Origin of the sequence: Streptomyces sp. NBC_00012, assembly GCF_045040875.1 — a bacterium.
Taxonomy (GTDB): domain Bacteria; phylum Actinomycetota; class Actinomycetes; order Streptomycetales; family Streptomycetaceae; genus Streptomyces.
This window is the reverse complement of record NZ_CP108309.1, coordinates 5,274,271-5,290,381: the sequence shown is the minus strand read 5'-3', so window position 1 is coordinate 5,290,381 and position 16,111 is coordinate 5,274,271. Positions and strand designations below refer to the sequence as shown.

General features: G+C 71.2%; 14 protein-coding genes and 1 riboswitch. Of the genes, 1 reads left to right on the top strand and 13 read right to left on the bottom strand.

What is annotated here, in order from left to right; all coding sequences use genetic code 11:
• Window positions 1–296: 296 nt before the first annotated feature.
• From OHA19_RS24400 to OHA19_RS24350, 11 genes are all read right to left on the bottom strand, one after another.
• Entirely contained in the window at window positions 297–1,238 is a 942-nt protein-coding gene (locus OHA19_RS24400; protein WP_405751608.1) for an exopolyphosphatase, read from the bottom strand.
• A gap of 179 nt (window positions 1,239–1,417) precedes the next feature.
• On the bottom strand, window positions 1,418–1,951 hold the full coding sequence (locus tag OHA19_RS24395; RefSeq protein ID WP_124722936.1) for a DUF501 domain-containing protein: 534 nt from the start codon (window positions 1,949–1,951) through the stop codon (window positions 1,418–1,420).
• Between the two features lie 59 nt (window positions 1,952–2,010).
• Complete coding sequence (locus OHA19_RS24390; protein ID WP_405751605.1) at window positions 2,011–2,481, bottom strand: septum formation initiator family protein; 471 nt, start codon at window positions 2,479–2,481, stop codon at window positions 2,011–2,013.
• A gap of 114 nt (window positions 2,482–2,595) precedes the next feature.
• Window positions 2,596–3,885, bottom strand: a complete 1,290-nt coding sequence (gene eno, locus OHA19_RS24385; protein ID WP_383719260.1) for a phosphopyruvate hydratase — start codon at window positions 3,883–3,885, stop codon at window positions 2,596–2,598.
• A 298-nt stretch (window positions 3,886–4,183) separates the two neighbouring features.
• Complete coding sequence (locus OHA19_RS24380) at window positions 4,184–4,954, bottom strand: transglycosylase family protein (RefSeq protein ID WP_405713370.1); 771 nt, start codon at window positions 4,952–4,954, stop codon at window positions 4,184–4,186.
• 3 nt (window positions 4,955–4,957) lie between these two features.
• A riboswitch (cyclic di-AMP (ydaO/yuaA leader) is annotated at window positions 4,958–5,129 on the bottom strand.
• Between the two features lie 300 nt (window positions 5,130–5,429).
• Window positions 5,430–6,368, bottom strand: coding sequence for a transglycosylase family protein (locus OHA19_RS24375; RefSeq protein ID WP_405751602.1), 939 nt, complete (start codon window positions 6,366–6,368; stop codon window positions 5,430–5,432).
• 104 nt (window positions 6,369–6,472) lie between these two features.
• Window positions 6,473–7,786, bottom strand: a complete 1,314-nt coding sequence (locus OHA19_RS24370) for a cytochrome P450 (RefSeq protein WP_405751600.1) — start codon at window positions 7,784–7,786, stop codon at window positions 6,473–6,475.
• A gap of 109 nt (window positions 7,787–7,895) precedes the next feature.
• Window positions 7,896–8,858, bottom strand: a complete 963-nt coding sequence (locus tag OHA19_RS24365; protein WP_405751597.1) for a nucleoside triphosphate pyrophosphohydrolase — start codon at window positions 8,856–8,858, stop codon at window positions 7,896–7,898.
• 46 nt (window positions 8,859–8,904) lie between these two features.
• Entirely contained in the window at window positions 8,905–9,555 is a 651-nt protein-coding gene (locus OHA19_RS24360) for a SurA N-terminal domain-containing protein (RefSeq protein WP_405713376.1), read from the bottom strand.
• Between the two features lie 138 nt (window positions 9,556–9,693).
• Window positions 9,694–10,095 (bottom strand): GtrA family protein, encoded by a 402-nt coding sequence (locus OHA19_RS24355; RefSeq protein ID WP_405713377.1) that lies wholly within the window; start codon window positions 10,093–10,095, stop codon window positions 9,694–9,696.
• Window positions 10,092–11,054 carry a glycosyltransferase family 2 protein gene (locus OHA19_RS24350; protein WP_405713379.1) on the bottom strand — a complete coding sequence of 321 codons (963 nt, stop codon included), beginning with the start codon at window positions 11,052–11,054 and terminating at the stop codon, window positions 10,092–10,094. Before OHA19_RS24350 ends, OHA19_RS24355 begins: the two co-directional genes overlap by 4 nt.
• A 123-nt stretch (window positions 11,055–11,177) precedes the next feature.
• Between OHA19_RS24350 and OHA19_RS24345 the strand changes: the two genes are divergently transcribed.
• Window positions 11,178–13,727, top strand: coding sequence for a YfhO family protein (locus tag OHA19_RS24345; protein ID WP_405751594.1), 2,550 nt, complete (start codon window positions 11,178–11,180; stop codon window positions 13,725–13,727).
• A 17-nt stretch (window positions 13,728–13,744) separates the two neighbouring features.
• Here OHA19_RS24345 and OHA19_RS24340 read toward each other — a convergent pair whose 3' ends face one another.
• Both OHA19_RS24340 and OHA19_RS24335 read right to left on the bottom strand, forming a co-directional pair.
• Entirely contained in the window at window positions 13,745–15,289 is a 1,545-nt protein-coding gene (locus tag OHA19_RS24340) for a protein kinase domain-containing protein (protein ID WP_405713382.1), read from the bottom strand.
• On the bottom strand, window positions 15,286–16,092 hold the full coding sequence (locus OHA19_RS24335) for a hypothetical protein (RefSeq protein ID WP_405751591.1): 807 nt from the start codon (window positions 16,090–16,092) through the stop codon (window positions 15,286–15,288). The genes OHA19_RS24340 and OHA19_RS24335 overlap by 4 nt, the downstream gene beginning before the upstream one ends.
• Window positions 16,093–16,111 lie beyond the last annotated feature (19 nt).

The following is a 16,111-nucleotide window of genomic DNA, read 5'->3' as shown; positions in this document are numbered from 1 at the left end:
GCGAACGTTGTTCACCGCTTGTGAGCTGGCCCTTGGCCCTCCGGACGGACTGAACCACCGCTCCGATCCACCTGCCGGCAACACGCCCGGAACACTTCCGCGCCACCTCGCAACGGCCTTGCGGGCGCCCCCGGATGCCCATCCGGAGCAGAACGGCCCTCCACAGGGCCGAATTCCTTGTGAAGAAGTTCACGAACTTCGTCGCGAGGTGTCCCGCGAGCCACCGCGCGGACGGCCCACGAGAGCTCAAAGGTGCAGGCCAAGATACGCGTGAGCGGCCTGCACCGAGCGTCCCGTCAGGCGATCGACCAGCCGATCCCGTCGAGGATGTCGTGCTCGCTGACGACGACCTCACGGGCGCCGGTCCGCTTCATCACGGCGAGCAGGATCAGCGCCCCTGACGTGATCACATCGACCCGTCCCGCGTGGATCGCACCGATCGCGGCCCGCTCGGCGTGGGTGGAGCCGAGGAGCCGTCCGGTGATCTCCTGGACCTGCTCGAAGGAGATCCGGGAGTGGTGGATCGCCCCGGAGTCGTACGCGTCGAGCCCCAGGGCGATCGCGGCGATCGTGGTGACCGTCCCGGCGAGGCCGACGAGGGTGGCGGCCCTGGTGAGCGGGACGCTCTCCTCGGCGAGGTCGAGGGCGGCCTCGATGTCGGCCCGGATCGCGCCGGTCTGGGCCTCGGTCGGCGGGTCGGTCACGACACCGTCACGCACCAGGTGCCGCTCGGTCATCCGTACGCAGCCGATGTCCACGGAGCGCGCGGCCCGTACGTGGTCGTCACCGACGACGAACTCGGTGGAGCCGCCGCCGATGTCCACGACGAGGTACGGCTTCGCCAGGTGATCGCGGCCCGCGAGCTCCTTGGTGGCTCCGGTGAAGGAGAACTCCGCCTCCTGGTCGCCGCTGATCACCTCGGGCTCGACGCCCAGGATCTCCAGCACCCCGCGGACGAAGTCGTCCCGGTTCTCCGCGTCGCGCGAGGCGGAGGTGGCGACGAAGCGGATCCGCTGGGCCCCGTGCTCCTTGATCACCGCCGCGTACTGCCGGCAGGCCGCGAACGTCCGCTCCAGCGCCTCGGGGGCGAGCCGGCCGGTACGGTCGACGCCCTGCCCGAGCCGGACGATCTCCATCCGCCGATCGAGCTCGACGAACTCACCGGTGGACGGATCGGCGTCGGCGACGAGCAGACGGATGGAGTTGGTACCGCAGTCGATGGCGGCCACGCGGGTCATCAAGCACTCCCAGATCAAGCCCCTCCGACGGACGAGGCAGTCCAAGCCCCTCGGGCGGACGAGGGGCAATTCAGCCCCTCCGGCGATTGAGGAGCGGGGGTCCGGGGGCAGAGCCCCGGATCAAGCCCCTCCGGCGATTGAGGAGCAGGGGTCCGGGGGCAGAGCCCCCGTAAGGACGGTCAGCCCTCGTCCGGCGCGCCGCACGGCGAAACGCACGGCCCCTTGCGCCACCACTCCGGCAGCATCGCGATCGCCTCGTCGCCCAGCGGGTTCACCCCCGGCCCCGCGGCCAGCGAGTGCCCCACCAGGACGTGCAGGCACTTCACCCGGTCCGGCATGCCCCCCGCGCTCGGGAACCCCTCCAGCACCTCGATCGCGTCGCGCCGCGCGATGTAGTCCTCGTGCGCGGCCCGGTACGCGGCGGCCAGCTCGGGGTCCGTACCGAGGCGCTCGGTCATCTCCTTCATGACCCCGTTCGCCTCCAGCGTGCCGATCGCGGACGCGGCACGCGGGCACGTCAGGTAGTACGTCGTCGGGAACGGCGTACCGTCCTCCAGCCGGGGCTGCGTCTCGACCACGTCCGGGTTGCCGCACGGGCAGCGGTGCGCGATCGCGCGCAGACCGCGCGGCGGACGGCCCAGCTGCTGCTGGAACGCGGCGATGTCCGCCTCGGTGGGCGCGGTGGACTCGGTCTGGGGAGGGGGCGTTTCCATGCCTGCCTAGGTTCTGATCGGGCTGCTCGAACTGCGGTTCTGCAGATGGATGAAGAGAGTCAGTCGCGGTCGGCGCTGTCCACGCCGTCCCAGAGGTTGGAGTGCCACGGCCGGCCGGACTCGTCCGTCCTGCCCTCGCGCTCCTTGACCGCGTCGGGGTCGATCACGGTGTAACCGGTCTCCCCGGGAAGAAGGTAATGCAGGTGCGTACGGGCCAGCTGCCGGATGTACGCGTCGTCCTGGAGGCGCGCCTTCTCGTCGCGCAGCTCCTCGGTACGGGCCTTGGCCTCCTGCGCCAGCCGCTCCTGGTCGGCGATCTCGTCACGCTGCGAGACGTACTGCCGCATCGGGTACGCGAGCGCGACCACCAGCGAGCAGACGATGAGCGCGAGGAAGGCCGCCCGGCCGGTGAGCCGTGAACGGCGGGCCTGGCGGCGGGTCTGGGACCGGTAGACGCGGGCCGCGGTCTGCTCGCCGAGCAGTCGCAGCCGGGTCGCGGTGGAGAACCGGTCCCGGTCCTTCGCGGCCATGTCTCCGCCTCCCCACTACGCACGTCCGTCCCCGCACACGGTACGGGACCGAGTGCGGGGACGGACGGAGGCCGGGGCACATGACCCCGCCGGGCTTGTCAGCCCTTGCTGTGCCTACTGGTTCGCAGGGCGAAACCGCGGGAACGCCGAGCGGCCCGCGTACACCGCGGCGTCGTCGAGGATCTCCTCGATGCGCAGCAGCTGGTTGTACTTGGCGACGCGGTCCGAGCGGGCCGGCGCGCCGGTCTTGATCTGGCCGCAGTTCACGGCGACCGCGAGGTCGGCGATGGTGACGTCCTCGGTCTCGCCGGAGCGGTGGGACATCATGCACTTGAAGCCGTTGCGCTGGGCCAGCTCGACGGCGTCCAGGGTCTCGGTCAGCGAGCCGATCTGGTTGACCTTGACGAGCAGGGCGTTGGCGGAGCCCTCCTCGATGCCGCGGGCCAGCCGCTCCGGGTTGGTGACGAAGAGGTCGTCGCCGACGATCTGCACCTTGGCGCCGAGCTTGTCGGTGATGACCTTCCAGCCGGCCCAGTCGTCCTCGTACAGCGGGTCCTCGATGGAGACCAGCGGGTACGCGGAGACGAGCTCCTCGTAGTACTCGGTCATCTCGGCGGCCGAGCGGGCCTTGCCCTCGAACTCGTACTTGCCGTCCTTGTAGAACTCGGACGCGGCGACGTCGAGCGCGAGCGCGATGTCCTTGCCCGGGACGTAGCCGGCCTCCTTGATGGCCTCAAGGATGAGGTCGAGGGCGGCGCGGTTCGACTCCAGGTTCGGCGCGAAGCCGCCCTCGTCGCCGAGACCGGTCGACAGGCCCTTGGTCTTCAGGACCTTCTTCAGCGTGTGGTAGACCTCGGCACCCCAGCGCAGCGCCTCGGAGAAGGACTCGGCGCCGATCGGCGCGATCATGAACTCCTGGATGTCCACGTTGGAGTCGGCGTGCGAACCACCGTTGAGGATGTTCATCATCGGAACGGGCAGCAGGTGCGCGTTCGGGCCGCCGAGGTAGCGGAAGAGCGGCAGGTCCGAGGCCTCGGACGCGGCGTGGGCGACGGCGAGCGAGACACCGAGGATGGCGTTGGCGCCGAGCGAGCCCTTGTTCTCGGTGGCGTCCAGGTCGAACATCGCCTGGTCGATCAGCCGCTGCTCGGTGGCGTCGTAGCCGACGAGCTCCGGGCCGATCTGCTCGATCACGGCGAGGACGGCCTTCTCGACGCCCTTGCCCTGGTAGCGGTTGGGGTCACCGTCGCGAAGCTCAATGGCCTCGAACGCACCGGTGGAGGCGCCGGACGGAACAGCAGCACGGCCCGTGCTGCCGTCGTCGAGGCCGACCTCTACCTCGACCGTGGGGTTTCCGCGGGAGTCGAGGATTTCCCGGGCTACGACGACGTCGATGGACGGCACGAGGCATCTCCTTCTGGGATATGACGCTGGTTGTGCAGGGTCGCTTTGGCCTTGCGACAAGAGCCTAACCGGCCCGGCCCGATCAGTCGGCCGACCGCCCGACCCCTGGGACGAAAAAGGACCCGAGGGCACACATTGCCGGGCAAACAGCCAGAAATTTACTGGTCAGTAACTACAACAGTTGAACAATTCGACACCCCTGCCGCACCTCCCCGGAGGAACGGCAGCACCCCGGCCGGGCGCATACGGGGAAACGCGCGCCGGACCGGGGTGGTGCTCGGGGAGGAGAGAGCCGCGACTACTTCGTCAGGTGCAGCTGCTGACCCGGGTAGATCAGGTCGGCGTCCTTGACGATGTCCTTGTTCAGGTCGAACAGCTTCTGCCAGCCACCCTTGACCTTGTGGTCGGCGGCGATCTCGCTCAGCGAGTCGCCGGAGACGACCTTGTACTCGCCGTCGCCCTTCTTGACCTTCTCGCCGGTCGGCGTGGTGACGGTCTTCTTCGACTCGGCCTGCGGGGCGGCGGAGCGCTCCGAGCGGGAGGCGGCGGGGGCCTCGGTGCGCTCGGCCGGCTTCGGCTGGGCCTGCTGCTTCGGGGCAGCCGGGGCGCTCTGCTGCTCGGAGGCGCTGGAGCTCGCGGTGGAGTTCGAGGAGGAGTTCGAGGACGAACCGGTGTTGACGCCCGGGTCGACACCGTCGTTGGTCAGGCCGCCGGCGCCGGCGCAGCCCCAGGCGCCCGGGCCCTGCATGTCGAGGAGCTTCTCGGCGGTGGCGATCTGCTGGGCCTTGGTGGCCAGGTCGGCACGGGCGGCGTACTGCGTACCGCCGGCGGCGGCCCAGCTGGACTGCGAGAACTGCAGACCGCCGTAGTAGCCGTTGCCGGTGTTGATGGACCAGTTGCCACCGGACTCGCACTGAGCGACGGCGTCCCAGGTGGCGACGGAGGCGGCGGAGGCGCCGGTCGCGCCCATCAGGGGCACGGCGACGGCGGCACCGGCGACACCGGCGAGCGTGGCGATACGGACGGCCTTGGACGGGCGGCGGTGCTTGCCCTTGCTGGAAAGCAGCATGGAACTTCTCCTCACCGACGCCTACGAGGTGAGCTGTCGGGTTCGGGCCAAGTGAGTTGCCCGGTCGCACGTCCTAGCACGCGACTTCACCCCAAGCCGGTCCTGATGCGTCTTTCGACGATCGGGCCCGGCGCTTACCTGGGTCCCCCGCTCCTGCCTACGGCGCTTTACGCGTCTGTTCCCTTCGACCGACGGCAGGATTCGGCGTGACGGTCGACGGGGCCCGCGGTGCGAGCGGTTCTGACCGTAAACATACGCAACCCCCACATTCAAAGATGGACACATCGGACAATCACCCCTTATTTGCATCTGAAGATCTGCCATTTCCGCAGGTGGGGCATGATGCGGAAGGGCTCTCCGGACGCGACACGCCAGTTGACGCAAAGAGACCCATGTCTCACTTACGCATAAGCGGACATAGGTCCCTGAACTGCCACAGTTTTTGAGGCGTTGTTAGTCGATTATCAGACTTTCCTCACTTGGCCTTCACATCGAGATCGAGGCTCTCGCCAGGGAGGATGAGGTCCGGGTCGGCGCCGACGACACCCTTGTTGGCCTCGTAGAGCGCGGGCCAGCCGCCGGGAACCTTCTGTGCGTCAGCAATCGACCAGAGGTTGTCGCCGGCGTGGACGGTGTACGTGCCGTCGACTGCCGGCTCGGCCGTGTCGCGCGCGTCCTTGCCGCCGCGCGAGGCGTGGCGGCCCGACTCGCGGCCTTCGCGGTCCGCGCCGCCGCCCTTCTCCGCGGCCGGCGTGCCGCGGTGCTTGCCGCTCTTGCCGCTGGGCGCGCCGGGCACCTCGGAGGGGGCGTCGGCGGACGCGTCGGGGGACGGGGTGGCCGAGGGCTTCGGGGACCGCGAGGTCTCCCCCGACGGCTTGCCGGCCTCGTCCGCGCCGTCCACGGCGTCCGTACCGTCCGAGGCGCTGTCCGACGACGTGGCGGCGTCGGACGGGTCCGCCGACGCGTCGTCAGCCGGCTTCTCGCTCCCGGCCGGGTCGTCGGCGGGCACCGAGCCCGGGTCCACCCCCGGCAGCGTCCCGTCCACGGCCAGACCGGAGATGACCGCGCAGCTGGGCCAGGCCCGCGGGCCCCGGTCGTCCAGCACCTTCTCGGCCACCTCTATCTGTTGCGCCCGGCTGGCGAGGTCGGCGCGCTCCGCGTACGCCTCACCGCCGTACGCCTTCCAGGTGTCCTGCGAGAGCTGGAGACCACCGTAGTAGCCGTTCCCGAAGTCGGCGCTCCACGCGCCGCCGCTCTCGCACTCGGCCACCCGGTCCCAGGTCGTGGCGTCGGCCGCGTGGGCACCGGACGCGCCGAGCAGTGGGATGGCGATGGCCGATCCGGTCACGCCCGCGGCGACGACGATGGCGGGTGCCTGACGGGGGCGACGGTGTCTGCCGTTCGCGGAGCCCATGGGGTTGCCTTCCGGGTAGCTGACGTGTGACTGGTGAGTCGAACGCGAACCTAGCCGGGTTCGAACGGGAGTCACAAGTCGATGCAGCGCAGATCACGTGAAAGTCACAGAGTTGACGGAGTGTCACTTTCCGCGTGGGCGGACCCCGGGGTGAACTCCACGGGAAGCGTGCGAAGTCCGCGCATGATGAGCCCGCCACGCCATCGCAAATCGGTAGGTTCCACCGCGAGTCGCAGGTCCGGAAGGCGGTTCAGGAGCATGGCGAGCGCGGTCCGTCCCTCCAGCCGGGCGAGCGGCGCTCCCAGGCAGTAGTGGATGCCGTGCCCGTATCCGAGGTGCTGATTGTCACGTCGTGCGAGGTCGAGCGTGTCGGGGTCCCCGAAGCGCTCCGGGTCGCGGTCGGCCGCGGCGAGCACCACGAGCACCGGATCCCCGGCCGCGATGTCCTGTCCGCCGAGGGTCAGCGGTTCGGTGGCGAACCGCCAGGTGGCCAGTTCCACCGGACCGTCGTACCGCAGCAGTTCCTCGATGCCGGTCTCCAGCAGCCCGCTCTCCCCCGCGTCGAGGGAGAGCTGGAGCCGTTCGCGCTGCCCGGGGTTGCGCAGCAGGGCGTAGACCCCGTTGCCGATGAGATTGACCGTGGTCTCGAATCCGGCGAAGAGCAGGATGAAGGCCATGGCCGCGGCCTCGTTCTCGGTGAGGTGCTCGCCGTGGTCGCTGGCCCGGATCAGCCCGGAGATCAGATCGTCCCCGGGGTTCTCCCGCTTGCGGTGGATGAGTTCGGCGAGATAGCCGCGCATCTTCTTCACCGACCTGGCCACCCCGCCGCGCGGGCCGCCGCCGTGGCGGATCATCATGCCCGCCCAGTCCCGGAAGTCGTCCTGGTCCTCGCGCGGGACGCCCAGCAGATCGCAGATCGCGTAGATGGGGAGCGGGAAGGCGAAGTCGTGGATGAGGTCCGCCTTCCCTTCCGCGATGAAGCGGTCGATGAGGCGGTCCGTCAGTTCCTGTACGCGCGGTGCGAACTCGGCGACCCGGCTCGGGGTGAACGCCTTGGCCACGAGGCGGCGCAGCCGGGTGTGGTCCGGCGGGTCGATGTTCAGCAGATGCGTCATCAGCTCCGCCTTGCGCTCGCCCGGGATGCCCGTCTTCCCCTTGGCGTGCGCCGGCTCGGCGTGGTGCGCCGGGTTCTTGGAGAGCCGGGTGTCGGCGAGCGCCTGCCGCGCGTCCGCGTACCGGGTCACGAGCCACGCCTCGACGCCGCTGGGCAGCGCGGTCCGGTGCACGGGGCTGTGCTCGCGCAGCCAGGCGTAGGCCGGGTACGGGTCGGTGGCGAACTCCCAGGTGAAGAGTTCGGGGCCGCCGGCGGGGCAGGCGGCGGGCTGATCGGCGGGGCTGTCGGCGGGGCTGTGGTTCACCCCCCGACGTTATCCGCCGCCCCCGTGCACCGTCCCCCGCCCTCCGGCGTCAGGCAGAGCCCTCCGGCGTTACTCGGCTCCTTCCGGCGCCAGGCATCGCCCTCCGGCGCTACTCGTTGCCCTCCGCCGCCCTGATGGCGTCCCGGTAGGCGCGGCCCGCGGCACGCAGTGCGGCCTCGGGGTCGATGCCGTCCTGCTCGGCGCGTACGGCGAGGGCGAGGAGCTCGTAGCCGATGCCGTCGCCGGTGGGGAGCGGCACGTCGAGCCTCGCGGTACGGACCCGGCCGGCCAGCTTCGCCGCCAGCGCCAGGCCGGGCTGGCCGAGCGGGACGCCGTCGGTGACCGATTTGCGCTGCTTCTCGATGGCCTTGGTCCGCAGCCAGTGCGCGTGGACGTCCTCCGGGGTCTCGGCGCTCTCGTCGCCGAAGACGTGCGGGTGGCGGTGGATCAGCTTCTCGACGAGGGTCGCTGCCACGTCGTCGACGGAGAACGGCTCCTGCTCGTCCTCCTCGGCGATCCTCGCGTGGAAGACGACCTGGAGGAGTACGTCGCCGAGCTCCTCGCGCAGTTCGTCGCGGTCGCCGTCCTCGATCGCCTCGACGAGTTCGTACGCCTCCTCGATGGCGTACTTGGCGAGGCCCTTGTGGGTCTTCTGCGAGGTCCACGGGCACTCGACCCTGATCCGGTCCATGACCTGGACCAGATCGAGGAGCCGGGCGCCCGGCAGGTCGTACGACCCCGGCAGCAGCTCCAGGTCCGGCATCCGCACCCTGCCCGAACCGGCGAGCCGGGCCAGCCCGTCGGTCAGCGGCTGATCGCCCTCGCCGCCCGCGAGGACGACGACGGACCGGCCGCCCGCACAGGCGTCGACGAGCTCCTGCGCGGTGGGCGCGGAGTGCTCGACGGTGACGCCCGCCTCACGCAGATACGGCAGCTGCGGGTGGTCCGGCCCGGCGCAGAGCACCCGGTCGGCGGCGTGCAGTGCCTGCCAGGCGGGCCAGGACAGGAGTCCGGGCGCGACGCGGTGGCTGGCGGTGAGCAGGACGATGCGGCCGGGGTCTTCAGCGTTCACCGTTCGAATCTACTCCGGTCGGTCCCGTCGCCCTGTCCGCGGCCGGTCAGGCCCCGGCGCCCGCACCGGCCGGCTTGGTGACCCGGTTGAGCCAGGGGGCCTTGTAGTCGGCGAGCTGGGTCTGCTTGTCGTCCCAGGTGCCGTAGCGGGGATTGACGTCGACCCGCAGGGCCTTCGACGCCTTGCCGAGCGCCTCACCGACGGCCTGCTGGCCGGCGGGCTGCTGGAGGTCGGCGCCGAGCGCCTGGGCCAGCTTGGTCAGCTGGACCTGCTCGCGCAGGACGGCGTCGATCTGAGCGGGGGCGACCCAGCTCTGCTGGAGCATCGCCGTCCGCAGCCGCTTCTCCCCGCCGGACTGGGCGGCCGCCGCCCTGCGCATCTGCTGGATCTCGCTGCGGCTGACGGACACGCCCGCGTCCTGTGCGGCCCGGTCCAGGACCCGGTCGAAGATCATGCCGTGCAGCTTGGCCCGGCCGAGCTGCCCGGACTTGTCGATGAGCTGGGAGGCGTCCTTCGAATCGCGCTGCGCCTCGCGTACCGCGGCCACCTGGCTCTGCAGCGTGGAGACCTCGATCCGGTCCCCGCCGACGACGGCCGCGGCGCCCGGGTGGGCCTCGCCGCCGCAGGCGGTCAGGAGTGGGGCGCCGACGAGCAGGGCGGCGGAGACGGTGAGCGCGGTGCGACGGCGGCGGTGCAAAGGAACCTCCCGGGGAGAGTTTGTGCATCAGTGCACAAGACCTTGCGGTGATCGATGTTAGGCAGTGGACACGGCTGGGGCCACCGATTCGACCAACGATTCGGGAGGAGTTGGGGATGTGGGCCCGCTCGGGACGGCTCAGGGCACGCGTTCGGCCGACGGGGCCGGGGTGTCGGGCCGCATCATGATCGTGCGCGAGACGACGAAGGTGATCGGGATGGCCGCGGCGGCCGCGACCAGCGGCGCGTACCGGCTGCTGAACCCGGCGAGGTCGACCAGCAGATAGACGCCGCCGGTCGTGATGACGAAGTTGGCGGCGTTGGTGAGCGGGAAGAGCAGGAACTTCCGCCAGGTGGGCCGGGTCCGGTAGGTGAACCAGGAGTTCAGGAAGAAGGAGCCGGTCATGCTCAGCGCGAAGGCGATCACATGGGCGGCGATGTAGGGCAGCCACATCAGCAGGACGAGATAACAGCCGTAGTACGTGCCGGTGTTCACCACTCCCACGAGGGCGAATCGGGCCATCTGCGCGGTGACCGTCATCGGCGTACGAACTCCTGGGGTTCCCGTATCTGTCGCGATGCCTCGGTGTTGGTGGCCTTCACCAGGAAGTGCGGGCGTCGCTTCACCTCGTAGTAGATGCGTCCGACGTACTCGCCGACCACCCCGACCATCACCATCTGGACCCCGGCGAGTGCGGTGACCACGACGATGAGGGTGACGTAGCCGGGGGTGTCCACCCCTTTCACCAGGGCGACGCCGACGATCCACGCAGCATAGGCGAAGGCCACCGACAGCAGCAGCATGCCGAGGTAGAGCGCGGCGCGCAGCGGTTTGTTGTTGAAGGAGAGCAGCCCGTCGAGACCGTAATTGAGCAGCTTTCCGAAGGTCCAGGCGGAACTTCCCTGTTCACGGACGGCATTCTCGTACGAGAAGGTGGTCGTGCGGAATCCCACCCAGGCGAAAAGGCCCTTGGAGAACCGGTTGTATTCGGTGAGTTCCAGTACCGCGTCGACGGTGCGGCGGGACAGCAGCCTGAAGTCCCCGACGCCGTCGACCAGCTCCACGTCCACCAGGCGGTTGATCAGCCAGTAGTAGGCGCGGGCGCTGAGGGTGCGGGTGACGCGGTCGCCCTTGCGGGTGCGGCGGGCGATCACCTGGTCGTGGCCCTGCTCGTGCTCCTGGAGCATCCGGCCCACGAGCTCGGGCGGGTGCTGGAGGTCGGCGTCCATGATGACGACGGCGTCGCCCTCGGCGTGCTGGAGGCCGGCCAGCATGGCGGCCTCCTTGCCGAAGTTGCGGCTGAAGGAGACATAGCGGACCCGCGGATCGGCGGCGGCCAGTTCCTGGAGGATCACCAGGGTCCGGTCGGCACTGCCGTCGTCGACGAACACCAGCTGGAATTCGTGTCCCAGCCCGGCCATTTCGTCCGTGACGCGTTCATGGAAGCGTTCGAGGATCTCTTCCTCGTTGAAACAAGGCACCACCAGCGAGATCAGCACGGAAGTACATCAGCCCGGCCAGATGTCAGAACCCGATGCAGCACGTGACCGGTGGGCGTCCATTGCGTGAACTGACCCAATTCGGCACGGGGTTGAGCGTTCGAGACTGGCATATTCCTGCGTATGCCGACTTCCCGTCCCCGCCTGCGCGCGGGCTCGCTCGCCGCGCTGCTCACCGTCGCCGCCGTCTGCGCGGGTGACGTCCTGGCGCGCAGCTACCCGTTCGGCTCGCACACGCGGAGCGTCAACGACCTGGGCAATCAGTTCGTGCCGTTCCACGCCCGGCTGTGGGACCTGCTGCACGGCAACACCGACGGCGGGCTGCTGCTCAACTGGTCCTCCGGGTACGGGACGAGTTTCCTGCCGGATCTCGGCACCTATCTGACCAGCCCGTTCGCCCTGCTCGTGGGGGTCTTCCCGCGTGACCGGATCGATCTCGCGGTCTATGTGGTGACGGTCCTGAAGATGGCGTCGGCGGCGGCTCTGATGGCCCTGTTCCTGCTGACGCTGCGCGGCGGGCGCTGGTGGGCGGCCGGCGCGCTCGGCGGTTCGTACGCGCTGTGCGGCTGGTCCGTCGCCGAGGCGTCGTACAACCCGATGTGGCTGGACGGCCTGGTCGCGCTGCCGCTGCTCTGCCTGGTCGCCGAGTGGGCCCGTACGGGACGGCACCGGATCGCCGGGCCACTGCTGGTGGCGGTGGTGTGGGCGGCCAACTTCTACACGGCGTACATGGCGACGCTCGGCGCCGCCCTGGTGCTGGCCGTCCGGTTCCTCACCGAGCGGGACGAGCGGCGGGCGGTGGTCCGGGGGCTGGTACGGGCCGTCTGCACGGTCGGGGTGGGGATCGGGCTCTCGGCGCCCGTCCTGATCCCGGTCTACCTGGGGACGAAGCACGCCTACCCGGGCTGGGACCGCCCGTTCGCGCCTGCTTCCTGGCCCGATGTGCTGGCCCGGCTGCTGCCCGCCACGTACAGCTTCTTCACCCCGGCCCTCTTCCTCGGCACCGGCACCCTCCTGCTGGCCTGCGCACTGGCCTTCCAGCGCTCCGTTCCGGGGCGCGAGCGGTGGGCGTGGGCGGGGCTGGTGGCCGGGGTCGCGCTGTCGTTGCAGTGGGAGCCGACGCATCTGCTGTGGCATGCCTTCGCCACGCCCAACGGCAGTCCGTACCGGCAGACGTTCGTGCTGGCCGGGCTGGTGGTGATCGCCGCCTGGGTCTCGGTCTCGTACGGATGGCCGGAGCGGCGGGCGCTGCTCGACGGGGCCGCGGTCCTGGTGCTGCTCGCGGCCGGGGCCGGCTTCAGCGACCTGATCACCGGGTGGACGTATCCGCTGTTCGCGGTGGGGCTGGTGGCCGCGGCATGCGCCCTGGTGCTGGTCGGGCGGGGCCGGAGGCTCGCGGCGCTGGCCGCCGTGCTGCTGATCGGCGCACAGGCCGGGCAGGCCGCCGCGAGCACCGCGTACTTCGACCGGCAGCGGCTGAACCGGCTCGACGACTACGCGCCCTGGGGCGAGCGGCAGCGGACCCAGGCGGCCGTGGTCGCGGGCGCCGACGGCTGGCCCGGCTACCGCACGGACCCCGGCCGGGAGCAGACCACCACGAACGATCCGCTGCTGGTGGGCGGGCAGGGCGGCGCGTACTACAGCAGCCACACGCCCGCCGTTCTGACCCGCACGGTGCGTGCGCTCGGCGGCGGGTGGACGTCGAACGGCCGGGCCGTGCAGAGCCTCGACAACCCGGTCACGGACGCGGTCTTCTCGGTCGGCGCGCGGGTGCGCGGGCCGCGCGATCCGCACCAGGGGTCGAACGTCCCGGACGACCGGCCGGTGACGGTGAGCCGTACCGGGGCACCGCCGCTGGTGACGGTGCGACGGCCGGGCGGGCCGGTGCCGTACGGCCGTTCACCGTTCCGCAACCAGGAGCAGCTGCTCGGCTCGCGGGTCTACACGGTCCCGGCGACGGTGCTGCGGTCGGCGGACGGCGGTGCGGTGACCGACAAGGGGGCGTACGACTACCGGGTGGGGCGCGGCACGTACACGCTGACCGCCTCCTGCCCGGCGGGCACCGAGGCGTATCTGTGGTCGCCCGACATGTTCGGCTGGGCACGGCTCGGCAACGGTCCGGAGGTCGAGTTCAAGGGGCAGCTGCCGGCCAGGCGTGCCGCGATGCAGCGTCTGGGCACGGTCGGCGGGGCCGGGAGCGTGTGGGTCACGCTGGCCCCGGTGCGTGCCGGGACCGTGCCGCACGAGGCGGTCGGCTGTCTGGACCGGGCCCGGCTGTCCTCGGCGGTCGCCGGTCTGAAGCGCACCGGAGCGACCGCCGTCCACATCACCGGCCACGGCGTCCGTGCCGAACTGCCGCCCGGCACCATCGGAACGGTCGTGATCGCGGCGCCCCGGATCGCGGGCTGGAGCTGCCAGGGCCGCCCCGCCGACAGCTACCTGGGCCTGGTCGCCACCCCGGCACCGGCCGGGGACGGGGCCGTCGACTGCACGTTCCGGCCCCCGGGGCTGCGGGCGGGTGCGGTGGCCGGGGCGGGCGCGCTGGCCGTCCTCGTACTCGGCGGGCTGGTCCTCGCGTACCGGCGGCGGCCGGAGGCCGGGCGACCCGGCCCCGGCGGCGCGCAGCAGCACGCCGGGACTCCAGCCGGGGCTTCACAGCCTGTGGACGCCTGACCGGGGCGGGCCGGCCGTCAGCCGCCCCGCACCTCCACCTGGCGGTCGAGCCGGCGGCGCAGCTCCACCGGCAGCGGGTGGTGGGGCCCGTAGGCCCGCTCGGCGTCGTACAGCAGCGCCTGGAGCTGGACGCGCGCCGTCACATGGTCGCCGAGCGCGAGCAGCAGGTGCGCGATGCGGTTGCGGATCTCGAAGGATCGGGCCGGGTCGCCGCCCGTGGTGCGGTGGTTCTCGAAGTACGGGAGGACCGCGCGGTACTCGGCGAGAGCGGCGGCCGGTTCACCGAGCTGTTCCAGGCACTGGGCCGCTTCGTAGCGGAACTGGAGTGTCTGCGGGTCGGCCGGGCCGGCTTCCGCCGCGCGGTCGTCGGCGAGCCGGCGCAGCTCGGGCAGGGCCCGGCGGTACTGGCCGTCGTCCATCAGCGTCGCCGCGTACTGCTTGCGCAGGATGCGGACCACGGCGGAGTCCTCGCCGTGCTGTTCGGCGGCGACCGGGAGGATCGAGCCGAGGATGTCCACGGCCTGGGTGATCCGGCCCTCGCCGAGCAGCTGCTTCACGTCGTCGACGGCGGCGGCCACATCGGGCCGGGCGGCGGCGGGGGCGGGCGGGGCCGGTGACGGCGGCTGGGGACGGGTGGCGGTGCGGTCGGGCCACGGGGCGTGCGGGCGCAGGAAGGGGCGGGTCGGGTCGAGCGGTCCGACAAGGCGCCCGGTGCCCGGCGGGGGAAGCAGCGGGGCGAGGTGCTCATAGACCTCCTGGGCGCCGGACGGGCGGTGCTGCGGGTCCTTGGCGAGCAGCCGCAGCACCAGCGCTTCGAGCGGCTCGGGGATGTCGGGCCTGATCCGGCGGACCGGGACCGGCGGCTCGTAGAGGTGGCGGTGGAGCACGCCGAGGGCGGTGGACCCGGCGAACGGGACTTCTCCGCTGAGCAGTTCGTGCAGGAGCACGCCGAGGGCGTACAGATCGGTGTACGGGCCCACGGCGCCGCCCATCGCCTGCTCGGGGGCCATGTAGGCCGGGGAGCCGATCGGTGAACCGGTGTGGGTGAGCCGGGTGGTGTCGGTGTCCAGGACGGAGGCGACGCCCAGGTCGAGAACGGTGACGGTGCCGTCCGGCCGCACCATCACGTTGCGGGGCTTGAGGTCGCGGTGGACGATCGGCACCGCGTGTACGGCGCACAGGACGGCACAGAGCTGGGCGGCGACCGCGACGGACCACTGCCAGGGGTACGGGTCGTGCTCGGCGAGATGGTCGGCGAGGTCGGCGCCCTCGACGTACTGCATGACGAGGAACAGGTCGTCGCCGTCGCTGCCCGCGTCGTGGACGGTGACCAGGCCGGGGTGGTCGACCTGGGCGGTGACCCGGCACTCGCGGACGAAGCGGCGGCGCAGCTCGCCCGCGGCCTCGCTGTCGATGGGGCCGGTGACCCGGTCGGGGCGGAGCAGCTTCACCGCGACGCGGCGGTCCAGTCGCTGGTCGTAGGCCGTCCAGACCTGGCCCATACCGCCCTGGCCGAGCACGGTCGCCAGTTGGTACCGCCCGCCGATGAGACGCCCGCTCACCGGCCTTCCTCCTTGCGGAGGTAGTCGCTCAGCTCGTCGAGCTCGGCACGGACCTGGTCGATGCGCTGGGGGTGGGGGTGAGGCTGGGGGTGGGGCTGGGATTGGGGTGCGGGGTCCGGCTGGGGGTGGGGCTGAGGCTGGGGCTGAAGTTGCTGCTGGGGCTGGGGGTGGGGCTGAGGCTGGGGCTGAAGTTGCTGCTGGGGCTGGGGCTGAAGTTGCTGCTGGGGCTGGGGCTGAAGTTGCTGCTGGGGCTGGGGCTGAGGCTGGGGCTGAAGTTGCTGCTGGGGTGCGGCGGGCGGCTGCTGTGCGGACATGGGCGGCGCCGGCGCGGGCGTGGACGCGAGTGCGGGCGCGGACGCAGACATCCGCATCGGCACCGTGGGCGCGTACTGGTACCCGTATCCGTACCCCGGCACCGGCGGGGTGGCCGCGTAGCCGCCCATCGGGTGGTGCTGCTTCGTCAACCGCTCGTAGTGGCGGATGTCCCCGACCAGGTAGTACGCGAGCGAGCCCAGCATCACCACCAGCAGCAGCGGGATGAGGACGTTGTCGATGCCGGTCGGCTCGTCGTTGCCGTCCCTGCCGAGGATCGGCAGGAGCACGCAGACGAACACGAACCCGGCCCCGGTCAGCCACCAGTCGGACGCCCGGCGGCGCACGATCGCGAGCCGGAGCAGCGGACTCCACAGCAGCAGTCCGAGCGAGCACACCGAGAGCACGCCGAACAGCACACGCATGGAGACGATCCAGGCCCGGCTGGGAACCCGGCGCGGCGGCGTCGGCGGATGACCCGGGGCGTACATGGCTGCTCCTGGAGACCTG

What these genes read in the sequence shown, in the direction of transcription:
- OHA19_RS24390 (WP_405751605.1), bottom strand. Translation starts at nt 2,481, where the DNA reads ATGGCCGCGAAGGACCGGGACCGGTTCTCCACCGCGACCCGGCTGCGA.
- OHA19_RS24375 (WP_405751602.1), bottom strand. Translation starts at nt 6,368, where the DNA reads ATGGGCTCCGCGAACGGCAGACACCGTCGCCCCCGTCAGGCACCCGCC.
- OHA19_RS24335 (WP_405751591.1), bottom strand. Translation starts at nt 16,092, where the DNA reads ATGTACGCCCCGGGTCATCCGCCGACGCCGCCGCGCCGGGTTCCCAGC.
- OHA19_RS24395 (WP_124722936.1), bottom strand. Translation starts at nt 1,951, where the DNA reads ATGGAAACGCCCCCTCCCCAGACCGAGTCCACCGCGCCCACCGAGGCG.
- OHA19_RS24345 (WP_405751594.1), top strand. Translation starts at nt 11,178, where the DNA reads ATGCCGACTTCCCGTCCCCGCCTGCGCGCGGGCTCGCTCGCCGCGCTG.
- OHA19_RS24380 (WP_405713370.1), bottom strand. Translation starts at nt 4,954, where the DNA reads ATGCTGCTTTCCAGCAAGGGCAAGCACCGCCGCCCGTCCAAGGCCGTC.
- OHA19_RS24355 (WP_405713377.1), bottom strand. Translation starts at nt 10,095, where the DNA reads ATGACGGTCACCGCGCAGATGGCCCGATTCGCCCTCGTGGGAGTGGTG.
- OHA19_RS24400 (WP_405751608.1), bottom strand. Translation starts at nt 1,238, where the DNA reads ATGACCCGCGTGGCCGCCATCGACTGCGGTACCAACTCCATCCGTCTG.